Below are 12,830 nucleotides of genomic sequence, written 5' to 3' on the forward strand. Positions count from 1 at the left end.
GCTTCGCTCGCAATGACGGGACGGCGGCCATCCTACTCCGCCGCCTTCGCCGCCGCATGTGGCCGGTACCGGCTCGCCGGATGCTGCTCCGTCAGCCGCGCCCGCCCGGCGCCGAACAATTTCTCGCGCAGCGTCCCCTCAGCGTAGGCGTCCTTGTAAATCCCGCGGCGGGTCAGTTCCGGCACCAGCATCTCGGTGATGTCCTCGAAGTCGCCGGGCGAGACCGCAAACGGCACATTAAGTCCGTCGACGTCGGTCTGTTCGAACCAGTTCTCGATATCGTCTGCGACCTTTTCGGGCGTGCCGACCACGACCGGCCCGGCGCCGCCGATGCCGACATGTTCGATGACCTCGCGCACGGTCCAGACCCGGTCCGGGTCGCCGCGGGTGACATTGTCCATCGCGCTGCGGCCGGCATCGTTCTGGACGTGGCGCACTTCCTGGTCGAGGTCGTAGCCGGAGAAGTCGACGCCGGTCCAGCCCGACATCAGCGCCAGCGCGCCTTCGGGGTTGATATGGCGGCGATAGTCGGCGTGCTTCGCTTTCGCTTCAGCCTCGGTGCGGCCGAGGATGATCGTCATCATGCTGAACATCAGGATCTCGGCTGGATTCCGTCCGTTCTCCTTGGCCTGCGCGCGGATCGCCGCGACGCGTGGGCCGATGATCTTGGCCGACGGTCCCGACATGAACACGCATTCGGCATGCTGGCCGGCGAACTGCCGCCCGCGCGGCGAGGTGCCGGCCTGGTACAGCACCGGCGTCCGCTGCGGCGACGGTTCGCTGAGGTGAATGGCGTTGAGCTTGTAATGATTACCCTCGTGCTCGATGCGATGCACCTTCGACGGATCGGCGAAAATCCCGCGCGCGCGGTCGCGCAGCACGGCGTCGTCTTCCCAGCTGCCTTCCCAGAGCTTGTAGACCAGCTCCATATATTCGTCGGCGATGTCGTAGCGGTCATCATGCGCGGTCTGCTTGTCCTTGCCGGCGCCGCGCGCGGCGCTGTCGAGATAGCCGGTCACCACGTTCCAGCCGATGCGGCCGTTGGTGAGGTGATCGAGCGTCGACATGCGGCGCGCGAACGGGTAGGGCGGCTCGAAGGACAGATTGCTGGTGACGCCGAAGCCCAGATGCTCGGTCACGGCCGCCATCGCCGGGATCAGCATCAGCGGTTCGTTCGAGGGCGTCTGCGCGGCATTGCGCAACGCCGCGTCCGGACTGTTGCCGTAGACGTCATAGACGCCGAGCACGTCGGCAAGGAACAGCCCGTCGAACCGCCCGCGTTCCAGTGTCCTGGCGAGGTCGATCCAGTAGGGCAGGCGGTTATAGTCGAGGGTGCGGTCGCGCGGATGGGTCCACAACCCCGGCGACTGGTGCGCCACGCAGTTCATGGCGAAGGCGTTGAGCCGGATCTGTTTTGTCATAGGTGGCAACTTCTAAGGGACGGTCGCGCGGCGGCGCCGCGCGACGAGGGTGAGAATAGCAGCCTAGCGCCCGGCCTGCTTGAACGGCATTTGCTCACCGGCCGGCGGGGCGACGCGGGCGACGTTGAGCGTCATCGAGACCACGTCGTAGTAGCCGTTGACCGCGACCAGGTCCATGATGCCCTGTTCGCCGAATTTTTCGAGCGCCCGGGCATAGATCGCGTCGTCGACGCCGTGATCCCTGCGAAGCTGGGTGGTGAACTCCCAGACGATGGCTTCGTCGTCCTTCATCTTGTCGGGCTTGTTGCCGGCGCCGATCGCGGCGACGATGGCGGGGTCGAGGCCCGCCTTGATCGCCAGCGGGGCGTGGGCAAACCACTCATATTGCGAGCCCCAATGTTGCGCGGTCATGATGATCGCCATCTCGTTGATGCGCTTGTCGAGCGAGGTGTTGAAGCGGATATATTCGCCGACCTTCTGCAGCCGGTCTGCCAATTCGGGGCTGCGCAGCCAGGCGTTGAACGGGCCGCCGATCCCCTTGCGCGGACCCGACATGATGGCGTCGGCCACCGCGCGCTGGGCCGGCGTCATCTTGTCGAGCGGCATTTCTGCCATGCGCTCACCGGTGAGCGCCATGGCCGAACCGGCAAACAACAGACAGATCGCAGACGCACGCAGGATCGTTTTCATGGACGGCCTCCCCAAATATTCGCCCGATCGGACGCCGGGCTGCACGGCGAAATTGTTGCATTCCGGGCGATTTTAGCAAGGCCCATTCGGCCGCTCGCCAGCCACTTCCAGCGGGCGATTTATCCCGATAGGTTGGCACCCCTACAATCACGAGTACCAAGGAAAAGACCATGGCGACCAGAGCCGACGCGATTGCGAAAGCGCGCGAGCATCTTCATTCCGGCGCGTTCATCACTGAGCTGAACCGCAGGGTCGGATTCAGGACGCAGAGCCAGGAACCGCTGCCGGGCGATCCGATGCGCGCCTATCTCGTCGAGGGGCTGACGCCGGCATTCGAGGAAATGGGATTTACGACGCGGATCGTGGAATCGCCGATCGGCAAGGGACCCTATCTCTTGGCCGACTATCGCGAGGATCCGTCGCTGCTGACCGTGCTCTCCTATGGCCACGGCGATGTCGTCGGCGGCATGGTCGGCGAATGGCGGGATAATCTCGACCCATGGCGGACCACGACCAAAGGCGAGCGGGTCTATGGCCGCGGCACCGCCGACAACAAGGGGCAGCACAGCATCAACATGGCGGCGCTGCGCATGGTGCACGACGCCAGGGGCGGCAAGCTCGGCTTCAACGCCAAGTTCATCATCGAGACCTCTGAAGAGATCGGCTCGCCGGATCTGGCGCAGGTCTGCGCGTCCTTGCATGAGGAATTGAAGGCCGACCTGTTGCTGGCTTCCGACGGTCCCCGGCTATCGGCGGATCGTCCGACCGTCTTCCTCGGCTGCCGTGGCGGCGTCCGCATTGCGCTCGATGTCAACCTGCGCGAAGGCGGCAATCACTCCGGCAATTGGGGCGGCCTGCTCGCCAACCCCGCGACCATCCTGGCCAACGCCATCGCTGCGCTGGTCGATCACCGCGGGCGGATGAAGCTTGAAATCATGAAGCCGCCGCGCATCACGAACCAGATTCGCTCGGTTCTGGCCGAAGTGGAGGTGAAGCCGACGCCGGATGAGCCGCAGCTTTCCGACAATTGGGGCGAGGATGATCTAACGGCCGCCGAACGCGTCTATGCCTGGAACACGCTGGAAGTGCTGGCGATGTCGTCGGGCAATATCGAGGAGCCGGCCAACGCGATCCCGGGACGCGCGCGCGCGGTGCTGCAGCTTCGCTTCGTGGTCGGCACCGAATACGAAAAGGTCGTCGATGCCGTCAGGGACTACCTGCACGCCAATGGCTTTGCGATGGTCGAAGTCTCCGGCCAGCAGCGGTTTGGCGCTTCGCGAACCGATGTCGACAGCCCCTGGGTGAACTGGGCGGCGAATTCGATCCGCAAGACCACCGGAAAGCCGCCGGCGATCCTGCCGAATATCGGCGGCTCGCTGCCCAATGGCGTGTTCGCCGAAGGGCTTGGGCTACCGACGATCTGGGTGCCGCATTCCTATCCCGGGTGTTCGCAGCACGCGCCCGACGAACACATTCTGCTGCCGCTGACCGAGGAAGCTCTGGCGATCATGGCGGGGCTGTTCTGGGATCTCGGCGAGACGCCGCGCAACGGCTAGCGGGATGCGGCGCGACGACATGGAATGGAAAAGGGGATCGTAGATGGCGTTGTCAGAAGCCGAAGTGCGAGGGGTAGCTTCCGAGTCGAAGCAAAAGGACGTTACAAAGCTGATCGTCGCGACGTCGATCGGCAACGCGCTGGAATGGTACGATATCGCTGTCTACGGCTACTTCGCGATCTATGTGTCGAAAGCGTTCTTTCCGAATGAGGACCAGACCGCGTCGCTGCTGCTGACGCTGGGCACGTTCGGCCTGTCGTATCTGGCGCGTCCGATCGGCGGCGTCGTGCTCGGCGCCTATGCCGATCGCTTCGGCCGCAAGGCGTCGTTGATGGTTTCGATCGTCATGATGACGTTCGGCACGCTGGCGGTCGGACTGATGCCGAGTTATTCGACCATCGGCATTCTCGCTCCGATCGCGGTCATCCTCGCACGTCTGTTGCAGGGCTTTTCCGCCGGCGGCGAGTTCGGCAGCTCGACCGCGTTTCTGGTCGAGCATATGCCGCACCGGCGCGGCTTCGTCGCAAGCTGGCAATTCGCCAGCCAGGGACTGAGCGGATTGCTGGCGTCGGGATTTGGCGTCTGGCTCACCTCGGCCATGACATCAGCCGATCTGGAATCCTGGGGCTGGCGCATTCCGTTCCTGTTCGGCGTGCTGATCGGGCCGATCGGCATCTATATCCGCAACAATATCGACGATGCGACAGCGCCTCCCGCTGCCAAGAACGAGTCCGTCGTTACCAAAGTGTTCGCTGAGCAGAAGCTTCGGGTACTGCTGGGCATCGGCGCTATCGCGGTGACGACCTCGGTCAACTACCTCATCGTCTACATGCCGACCTACGTGGTCAAAACGCTGAAGCTGCCGCCGTCGGTAGGTTTCCAGGCGGCGCTGGCTGCGGGCATCGCGGTCACGGTGCTGCCGCCGATCGCCGGAATGATCTCGGACCGGATCGGGCGCACCACCCACATGATCGCATTCTGTCTGCTGTTGCTGGTATCGGCGTTTCCGGCCTTCCTGATCTTGACGCGGACACCGACGCCAATGGTGATTATCCTGGTCGTGCTGTGCCTCGGCACGCTGAAGGCGCTCTACTTCGGGCCGCTCGCGGCGCTGATGTCCGAACTGTTCCCGCCGATGACGCGCGGCACTGGCCTCGGCCTGAGCTACAATATCGGAGTTACCGTATTCGGCGGCATGTCGCCGGTGATCATGGCCTGGATGGGGAGCCTTGCCTTTTTCGGCAATCTCGCGCCCGGCTATTACATCACCCTTTGCGGCCTCGTCAGCCTGTGCGCGCTGGTCACGATCCGGCGGACGGCGGCGGATGACGGGTTCGCCTGACGGAATGATATTTCCACACCGGAGAATAGCCGCGAAATCTGGGCAGAAATCCTGCAAGGAAAGGTCTGTCAGGCGAAATAAATGCCTGTCGCAAGCGCTTCGCTCGCTCTAGGATCGGGGGAAAGCGGAGACCAGACGATGGCGGGGACGCCCAAACGAAAGTCGGTGTTGTCCGTGGTCGGCCAGACCGACAAGTTCAACGCCATTCAAAAAGTCTGCGCGATCCTGCGCGTGCTGGCGCAGAACTCGCCGCTGCGGCTGACCGAAATCGCCGATGCGACTTCGCTGAACAAGGCGACGACGTTGCGCATTCTGGGCTCGCTGATCGACGAAGGCTTCGTCAGCCGCGTCGCCGGCGCAAAAACTTACGAGCTCGGCCAGGAGGCGCGGGTGATGGCGATCAGCGCCCGCCGCACCGTCGACATCGCCGAACTGGCGCAGCCGAGCCTGCTGCGGCTGTCGGAGCGATCCGCCGATACGGCGCTGTTGTCGGTGCGCAGCGGCGTCGAGGCGTTATATCTGGCGCGCTCCGTCGGCAGCCATCCGCTGCAGCCGAATTACCTGCAGATCGGCAGCCGCCGTCCGCTGGGCGTCGGCGCCGGCAGCCTTGCGCTGATGGTGTGGCTGCCGGATGCCGAAATCGAGGCCATCATCGAGGTCTTGAGACCGCGCCTGGCGAAATCGCCGCGCATCACGCCGAAATATCTGCGCGAGCGCATTACCGCCGCGCGCAAGCATGGCCATACCATGCTGCTCGATGCTGCCTATCCCGGCATGGGCGGGGTCGGCGTGCCCGTCCGCGATGACACCGGTCAGGTGGTCGCGGCCTTAAGCATCGGCGCTTCCAGCGACCGCATCCGGCGGCGCGAGACCGAACTCGCCGAGATGCTGAAAAAGGAAGTGCAGATCCTGATGCGGGCGATGGCGCAACCGGCCAGACCGGGCACGCTGAAGGTGATCAAGGCGGGATAACGGCCGCGGCGGCAAGCAATAATCAAGCTAGGCTAAAGGTCGCGGTACCTTGCGATATCAGGCGCTTCGGGCCATCTTGTGCCGGCCAATGTCGGCACCGCGGGACACGCTCTGGGGCGCATGATTTCAGCTACGAACGCGACCGACGCCGCTGTCATTCAGGCGTTTGCCGGAATTCCGGGCCTGCTCGACCGGACGCCGGCGCTGATCGCGCGCGGCCGTTTTCTCGATTGCGAATGTCTGCTCGGGCCGACTGGGCATCCCTTTCACGCCTCGATCCGTCAGGGACGGATCGTCGACCTGACGCCGGCGCCGGTCTTGATGCGGTCGTGGCGATTTGCCTATCGCGCTTCGTCTGCGGCCTGGGCCGAACATTGGCAGGCCGCGCCGCAGCCGGGCTTTCACGATCTGCTGGCGCTGACCAAGCGCGGCGAAGCGGGGCTGGAGGGCGATCTGCATCCCTTCATCGCCAACCTGCAGTATTTCAAGGACGTGCTGGCGCTGCCGCGGCAGAATTTTGTCATGGTGGCGTCATGAACGGCGATATCGAGGCAATCGTCGGCCGTTATGTTCACGTCGATATCGATGGCGAGATGCATCGCATCTATTTCGAGGAAACCGGCGCCGGCATTCCCTTGGTGTGTCTGCACACCGCGGGCGCCGACAACCGGCAATGGCGGCATCTGCTCACGGACGAAGCGTTCGCGAAGAATTTCCGCGTCATCGCCTTCGACATGCCCTGGCACGGCAAATCCAATCCACCTGATAACTGGGACGGTTCGGAATATCAGCTGACCACGGCGCGCTACACGCAGACGATCCGCGCTTTCTGCCGGGCGTTGAAGCTCGACAGGCCGGTGGTGATGGGGTGCTCGATCGGCGGCCGCATCGTCCTTAATCTTGCGATCGATCATGCCGCGGAATTCCGCGCGCTGATCGGGCTTGAGGCTGCCGATTTCCAGGCGCCATGGTACGACACCAACTGGCTCAACCGTCCGGACGTCCATGGCGGCGAAGTCTGCGCCGCGCTGGTCTCCGGCCTGATCGCGCCGCAAAGCCCGGCCCCTTCGCGGATGGAGACGCTGTGGGCCTACAAACAGGGCGGTCCCGGCGTCTTCAAGGGCGATCTTTATTTCTACCGGGTCGACGGCGACCTGCGTGGCCGGGTCGGGCAGATCGATACTAAAGTATGCCCGCTGTTTCTGCTCACCGGCGAGTATGATTTCTCCTGCACGCCGGAAGATACCAAGCGGACCGCCGCCGCGATCCCCGGCGCCCGTGTTACCATCATGGAGCAGCTCGGTCATTTTCCGATGAGCGAAAATCCCGATCAGTTTCGCCGCTACATCTCGCCGGTGCTCGGCGAGATTCTCAAGCAATCGACGTAACCCAGACGAGGAGTACAGTATGAAACGCTCGACTATCATCGGCTTGGCGTTCACCGCCGCGCTTTGCGTAGGCCAGGCCCAAGCCGAGGACCTGACCGGGACGCTGAAGAATATCAAGGAAACCGGCGCCATCACGCTCGGCTTCCGCGACTCCTCGATACCGTTCTCCTATCTCGACGACAGCCAGAAGCCGATCGGCTACGCCATGGACATCTGCTACAAGATCGTCGATGCGGTGAGGAAGGAGCTCAAGCTTGAAAAGCTCGAGGTCAAGCTCAACCCGGTGACGTCGTCGACCCGCATTCCGCTGCTCGCCAACGGCACCATCGATCTCGAATGCGGCTCGACCACCAACAACACCGAGCGCCAGAAGCAGATCGCCTACACCAACACCCACTTCCTGACCGCGAGCCGCTACGTCACCAAGACGGCGAGCAAGATCAGCGCGATCGACGATCTCAAGGGCAAGACGGTGGTCTCCACCGCCGGCACCACCAACATCAAGCAGCTCACCGAAGCCAACGCCGCGCGCAATCTCAACATCAACATCATTCCCGCCAAGGATCACGCCGAGGCGTTCCTGATGGTCGAGACCGACCGCGCGGTGGCTTTCGTGATGGATGACATCCTGCTGGCGAGCCTCATCGCTGGATCGAAGGCACCGGGCGACTACGTCATCTCCAAGGATGCGTTCTCCAAGCCCGAGCCTTACGGCATCATGCTGCGCAAGGACGATCCGGCCTTCAAGAAGGTGGTCGATGCGGCGACCGCCGCACTCTATACCGGTGGCGAGGGCCAGAAGATCTACGACAAATGGTTCACGCAGAAGATCGCCCCGAAGGGCCTGAATCTCAACGTGCCGATCGGGCCCGAGCTGAAGAACGAGTTCGCCAAGCCCTCGGACTCGCCGGACCCGGATTCCTACAAGTAAAACTAGACAGACGTCTCCCCGCCCATGCAGTGGCCCGGTCATTGCATGGGCGTAGACGTTTATAGGCCGGATGTCGTCCAATCAGGAGAACTCGAATGAAGCAATGGCGTACGGTCGCCTACACGCTCGCAATCGCCTGCTGCGCCGGACAGGCCTGCGCGCAGGAACTGACCGGGACCCTCAAGAACATCAAGGAGACCGGCGCGATCACCCTCGGCTATCGTGAATCGTCTATACCGTTTTCCTATCTCGACGACAGCCAGAAGCCGATCGGCTATGCGATGGATATCTGCTACAAGATTGTCGAGGGCGTGAAGAAGGAGCTGAAGCTCGACAAGCTCGAGGTCAAGCTCAATCCGGTGTCGTCATCGGCGCGCATTCCGCTGATGGCCAACGGCACCATCGATCTGGAATGCGGATCGACCACCAACAATACGGACCGGCTGAAGCAGGTGGCGTTCACCAACACGCATTTTCTGACGGCGACCCGGTTCGTTTCCAAGAAGTCGAGCAAGCTCAACTCGATCGACGATCTCAAGGGCAAGCCGGTGGCCTCTACCTCCGGCACCACCAACATCAAGCAGCTCACCGAAGCCAATGCCGCCCGCAACCTCGGCATCAACATCATCCCCGCCAAGGAGCATGCCGAGTCGTTCCTGCTGGTCGAGACCGATCGGGCGGTTGCGGCCGTGCTGGACGATATCCTGCTGGCGAGCTTCGTTGCTGGATCGAAGGATCCGGACGCCTACGTGATTTCGAGCGATGCGTTCTCGAAGCCGGAGCCCTACGGCATCATGCTGCGCAAGGACGACCCGGCCTTCAAGAAGGTGGTCGATGACGCCACGGCCGCGCTCTATACCAGCGGTGAGGGCCAGAAGATTTATGACAAGTGGTTCCTGCAGAAGATCCCGCCGAAGGGGCTTAATCTCAACACGCCAATCGCTGCCGAGCTGAAGAACGAGTTCGCCAAGCCTTCGGACTCGCCCGATCCGGATTCCTACAAGTAGTGTCGATCCTCATGGTGAGGAGCCGCGAAAGCGGCGTCTCGAACCATGAGGCCACAGCCGGGCCTTCATCCTTCGAGACGCGCTTCGCGCTCCTCAGGATGAGGAGCATTAAATCTGGCCCGGCCATTTCCAGCGAGGAATGGCCGGAGATTTGCATGGACGTTGCTCGCATAAGCGCTAATCTCACAGGCGTTGGCGCATGACATGGGCAGCGCTTCGCGGGGGCGAAAGTGAACTATCACTGGAACTGGGGCATCTTCTGGGAGCCGTCGCCGAACGGCACCGGCAACTATCTCGACATGCTGATGTCGGGGCTGGTGCTGACGATCAAGACCGCGCTGCTGGCCTGGATCATAGCGCTGGTGGTCGGAACCATCGTCGGCGTGATGCGTACGCTGCCGTCGAAGACGGCATCTGCGGTCGGCTTCTGCTACGTCGAGTTCTTTCGCAATATTCCGCTCTTGGTGCAACTGTTCCTGTGGTTCTTCGTGCTGCCGGAGCTGCTGCCGCGCACCGCGGGATTGTGGCTGAAGCAAATGCCCAACGCGCCGTTCTGGACGGCGGCCATCGGCGTCGGCCTGTTCATGTCGGTGCGCGTCGCCGAACAGCTTCGCGCCGGTATCGGATCGTTGCCGCGCGGGCAGAAGATGGCGGCGACCGCTCTGGGCCTGACGACGACGCAAGCCTACCGTTACGTGCTGCTGCCGATCGCCTTCCGTGTCATCCTGCCACCTCTGACGTCCGAATTTCTCTCCACCATCAAGAACACGTCGGTCGCCATTACCATCGGGCTGATCGAGCTGACCGGCGAAGCCCGCGCCATGCAGGAATTTTCGTTCCAGGTGTTCGAAGCCTTCACGGCCGCGACGGTGCTGTATCTTCTCATCAACATCGTCGTCGTCACCGGCATGCGCTTCCTTGAACGTCGGGTGGCCATCCCCGGCTACATCTCCGGGAAGTGAAGGTCAGGCGATGTTCAGCACCTTTGATTTCGACGTCATCCGCCGCTCGCTGGGCTACCTGTTTTTCGACGGCATGACGTTCACCCTGACGCTCACTGCGCTTTCCGCGGTCGGCGGACTGGTGTTCGGTACCTTTATCGCATTGATGCGATTGTCCGGCTTCAAATTGCTCGGCCGCATTGCGGGCCTCTATGTCGACCTGATGCGCTCGCTGCCGCTGGTGCTGGTGATCTTCTGGTTTTATTTCCTGGTGCCCTATATCGGGCAATGGCTGACGGGCGCGTCGCGGCCGATACGTGTCGGCGCTTTCGCATCCTCGCTGATCACCTTCATCCTGTTCGAGGCGGCGTATTTTTCCGAAATCATGCGCGCCGGGATCCAGTCGATCTCCAAGGGACAGCCGGCCGCCGCCAACGCGCTCGGCCTGACCTACAGCCAGACCATGCGCTATGTCGTGCTGCCGCAGGCGTTCCGGAACATGCTGCCGGTCCTGCTGACGCAGACCATCGTGCTGTTCCAGGACACTTCGCTGGTCTACGTACTGTCGATCCCGGATTTTCTCGGCGCCGCCAGCAAGGTGGCGCAGCGCGACGGACGGTTGGTCGAGATGTACCTGTTTGCCGCCGCGGTCTATTTCGCCATTTCCAGTCTCGCGTCCTACGGCGTCCGGCGCCTGCAGGCGCGCATTGCCATTGTCAGGTAAAGGCCCAGCATGATCGAAATCAGCCACGTCAACAAATGGTACGGGCCGAGCTTCCAGGCGCTGAAGGATTGCACCACCAGCGTCGCCAAAGGCGAGGTGGTGGTGGTGTGCGGTCCCTCGGGCTCGGGAAAATCGACGCTGATCAAATGCGTCAACGCGCTGGAGCCGTTTCAGGAGGGCGAGATCATCCTCGACGGCATCAAGGTCAACGATCCCAAGACCGACCTGCCGAAGCTGCGCGCGCGGGTCGGCATGGTGTTCCAGCATTTCGAGCTGTTTCCGCACTTGCGGATCATCGAAAATCTGTGCCTGGCGCAGGAGAAGGTGCTGGGCCGTTCGCACGACGCAGCGAAGGCCAAAGCCGTGAAGCTGCTCGACCGCGTCGGCCTGCAGGCCCATGCGACCAAATATCCGGCCGAACTGTCCGGCGGCCAGCAGCAGCGCGTGGCGATCGCGCGGGCGCTCGCGATGGACCCGATCGCGATGCTGTTCGACGAGCCGACCTCGGCGCTCGATCCCGAAATGATCTCGGAAGTGCTCGACGTCATGGTCGACCTCGCCCGCGAGGGCATGACCATGATGGTGGTGACCCATGAAATGGGCTTTGCCAGCAAGGTCGCGCACCGGGTGATCTTCATGGACCAGGGTGAAATCGTCGAGGACGCGCTGAAAACAGACTTTTTCGGCAGCCCTCGCAGCGACCGCGCGCAGAAATTCCTGTCGAAGATTCTGTCGCATTAGGCTTCATTGTTCCGAGGCGCTCGGTGCAATCGCGTGCCGCCCCGGAATCACGTCGGGAGGGTTTATCGGCATTAACAATTTGCGTATAGGAAGGACCGTCTTCGTCTTGCCTCCCCGGGAGAATCCGCTTTGGAACAGATCGCTTACGTCAACGGCTCGTTCGTGCCCATGTCAGAGGCCAAGGTCTCGGTTTTGGACCGCGGCTTTCTGTTCGCCGACGGCATCTACGAAGTCGCCGCGGTGCTGGATGGCAAGCTGATCGACAATGCCTCGCATCTGGCCCGGCTGCAGCGTTCGGTCGGTGAGATCGAGCTGGCCTTGCCCGAGAGCCTCGAGCGCATTCAGGAAATCCAGCGAGAGCTGGTGACCCGCAACAAACTCGTCAACGGCATGGTCTATCTGGAAGTGACGCGCGGCGCCGACACCGGTCGCGATTTTGCGTTTCCGAAGGGCGTCAAGCCGACCCTGATCATGTTCACGTCCGTGAAGGACATCGTCAACGCGCCGTCGGCCAAGACCGGCATCGGCGTCATCACCGTGCCCGATCTGCGCTGGACCCGGCGCGACATCAAGAGCGTGGCGCTGCTGGCGCAGGTTCTCGCCAAGCAGGCCGCGGCGGTCGCCGGCGCCGGCGAAGCCTGGATGATCGAGGACGGCAAGGTGACCGAGGGCGGCTCGTCGTCGTGCTTCATCCTGACCCAGGACGACGTGATCGTGACGCGCCAGAACGGCAGCGAGATTCTGCCGGGCTGCACCCGCAAGGCGGTGGTAGCGCTTGCCGAGGAACGCCAGCTCCGCGTCGAGGAACGCGCCTTCACGATCGAAGAGGCGTTGGCCGCCAAGGAAGCCTTCGTCACCAGCGCCACCGTGTTCGTGCAGGCGGTGGTGACGATCGACGGCAAGAAGGTCGGTAACGGCAAGCCCGGCCCGATGACCGACCGGCTGCGCGAGATCTATGTCGAGTTCGCGAAGCAGACGGCGGTGTGATTCACTCGCCGACCTTGTCATCGCCCGCGAAGGCGGGCGATCCAGTATTCCAGAGACGTTCGTTATCAAATCGAGAAGCTGCGGCGTACTGGATGCCCCGCCTTCGCGGGGCATGACAGTAAAGGGTGAC

At 62.8% G+C, this 12,830-nt stretch carries 13 protein-coding genes; 11 read left to right on the forward strand and 2 right to left on the reverse strand.

All coding sequences use genetic code 11. The features are described from left to right. Nucleotides 1-32 precede the first annotated feature (32 nt). Both BLS26_RS24360 and BLS26_RS24365 read right to left on the reverse strand, forming a co-directional pair. Nucleotides 33-1,421, reverse strand: a complete 1,389-nt coding sequence (locus tag BLS26_RS24360; protein WP_092515142.1) for an LLM class flavin-dependent oxidoreductase — start codon at nucleotides 1,419-1,421, stop codon at nucleotides 33-35. A 63-nt stretch (nucleotides 1,422-1,484) separates the two neighbouring features. Beyond that, nucleotides 1,485-2,111, reverse strand: a complete 627-nt coding sequence (locus BLS26_RS24365; RefSeq protein ID WP_092515143.1) for a carboxymuconolactone decarboxylase family protein — start codon at nucleotides 2,109-2,111, stop codon at nucleotides 1,485-1,487. Nucleotides 2,112-2,281: 170 nt separating this feature from the next. Between BLS26_RS24365 and BLS26_RS24370 the strand changes: the two genes are divergently transcribed. From BLS26_RS24370 to BLS26_RS24425, 11 genes are all read left to right on the forward strand, one after another. After that, nucleotides 2,282-3,667: a M20 family metallopeptidase gene (locus BLS26_RS24370; RefSeq protein ID WP_092515144.1), complete on the forward strand. Its 1,386-nt coding sequence runs from the start codon at nucleotides 2,282-2,284 to the stop codon at nucleotides 3,665-3,667. 43 nt (nucleotides 3,668-3,710) lie between these two features. Continuing rightward, nucleotides 3,711-5,009 (forward strand): MFS transporter, encoded by a 1,299-nt coding sequence (locus BLS26_RS24375; protein WP_092515145.1) that lies wholly within the window; start codon nucleotides 3,711-3,713, stop codon nucleotides 5,007-5,009. Nucleotides 5,010-5,147: 138 nt separating this feature from the next. Further along, a complete protein-coding gene (locus BLS26_RS24380; protein WP_172804679.1) occupies nucleotides 5,148-5,981 on the forward strand; it encodes an IclR family transcriptional regulator in 834 nt (277 codons plus the stop codon). A gap of 120 nt (nucleotides 5,982-6,101) precedes the next feature. Next, the gene (locus tag BLS26_RS24385) at nucleotides 6,102-6,518 is read left to right on the forward strand and encodes a hypothetical protein (RefSeq protein WP_092515147.1); all 417 of its coding nucleotides are present in this window, start codon (nucleotides 6,102-6,104) and stop codon (nucleotides 6,516-6,518) included. Next, entirely contained in the window at nucleotides 6,515-7,369 is an 855-nt protein-coding gene (locus BLS26_RS24390) for an alpha/beta fold hydrolase (protein ID WP_092515148.1), read from the forward strand. The genes BLS26_RS24385 and BLS26_RS24390 overlap by 4 nt, the downstream gene beginning before the upstream one ends. Nucleotides 7,370-7,388: 19 nt before the next feature. Continuing rightward, nucleotides 7,389-8,300, forward strand: a complete 912-nt coding sequence (locus tag BLS26_RS24395) for an amino acid ABC transporter substrate-binding protein (RefSeq protein WP_092515149.1) — start codon at nucleotides 7,389-7,391, stop codon at nucleotides 8,298-8,300. 95 nt (nucleotides 8,301-8,395) lie between these two features. Beyond that, on the forward strand, nucleotides 8,396-9,307 hold the full coding sequence (locus tag BLS26_RS24400) for an amino acid ABC transporter substrate-binding protein (protein WP_092515150.1): 912 nt from the start codon (nucleotides 8,396-8,398) through the stop codon (nucleotides 9,305-9,307). Nucleotides 9,308-9,537: 230 nt separating this feature from the next. Beyond that, nucleotides 9,538-10,269 (forward strand): amino acid ABC transporter permease, encoded by a 732-nt coding sequence (locus BLS26_RS24410; RefSeq protein WP_092515152.1) that lies wholly within the window; start codon nucleotides 9,538-9,540, stop codon nucleotides 10,267-10,269. A gap of 10 nt (nucleotides 10,270-10,279) precedes the next feature. Then, nucleotides 10,280-10,972, forward strand: coding sequence for an amino acid ABC transporter permease (locus BLS26_RS24415; protein ID WP_092515153.1), 693 nt, complete (start codon nucleotides 10,280-10,282; stop codon nucleotides 10,970-10,972). A gap of 9 nt (nucleotides 10,973-10,981) precedes the next feature. Further along, nucleotides 10,982-11,713 (forward strand): amino acid ABC transporter ATP-binding protein, encoded by a 732-nt coding sequence (locus BLS26_RS24420; RefSeq protein ID WP_092515154.1) that lies wholly within the window; start codon nucleotides 10,982-10,984, stop codon nucleotides 11,711-11,713. A gap of 129 nt (nucleotides 11,714-11,842) precedes the next feature. Beyond that, nucleotides 11,843-12,700: a D-amino-acid transaminase gene (locus BLS26_RS24425; protein WP_092515155.1), complete on the forward strand. Its 858-nt coding sequence runs from the start codon at nucleotides 11,843-11,845 to the stop codon at nucleotides 12,698-12,700. Nucleotides 12,701-12,830: the final 130 nt, after the last annotated feature.

Source organism: Afipia sp. GAS231 (genome assembly GCF_900103365.1).
In the GTDB taxonomy this organism is placed as follows: domain Bacteria; phylum Pseudomonadota; class Alphaproteobacteria; order Rhizobiales; family Xanthobacteraceae; genus Bradyrhizobium.

Coding starts and splice junctions, on each gene's coding strand:
- BLS26_RS24365 (WP_092515143.1), bottom strand. CDS start 2,111: ATGAAAACGATCCTGCGTGCGTCTGCGATCTGTCTGTTGTTTGCCGGT.
- BLS26_RS24395 (WP_092515149.1), top strand. CDS start 7,389: ATGAAACGCTCGACTATCATCGGCTTGGCGTTCACCGCCGCGCTTTGC.
- BLS26_RS24385 (WP_092515147.1), top strand. CDS start 6,102: ATGATTTCAGCTACGAACGCGACCGACGCCGCTGTCATTCAGGCGTTT.
- BLS26_RS24375 (WP_092515145.1), top strand. CDS start 3,711: ATGGCGTTGTCAGAAGCCGAAGTGCGAGGGGTAGCTTCCGAGTCGAAG.
- BLS26_RS24400 (WP_092515150.1), top strand. CDS start 8,396: ATGAAGCAATGGCGTACGGTCGCCTACACGCTCGCAATCGCCTGCTGC.
- BLS26_RS24360 (WP_092515142.1), bottom strand. CDS start 1,421: ATGACAAAACAGATCCGGCTCAACGCCTTCGCCATGAACTGCGTGGCG.
- BLS26_RS24380 (WP_172804679.1), top strand. CDS start 5,148: ATGGCGGGGACGCCCAAACGAAAGTCGGTGTTGTCCGTGGTCGGCCAG.
- BLS26_RS24370 (WP_092515144.1), top strand. CDS start 2,282: ATGGCGACCAGAGCCGACGCGATTGCGAAAGCGCGCGAGCATCTTCAT.
- BLS26_RS24390 (WP_092515148.1), top strand. CDS start 6,515: ATGAACGGCGATATCGAGGCAATCGTCGGCCGTTATGTTCACGTCGAT.
- BLS26_RS24415 (WP_092515153.1), top strand. CDS start 10,280: ATGTTCAGCACCTTTGATTTCGACGTCATCCGCCGCTCGCTGGGCTAC.
- BLS26_RS24420 (WP_092515154.1), top strand. CDS start 10,982: ATGATCGAAATCAGCCACGTCAACAAATGGTACGGGCCGAGCTTCCAG.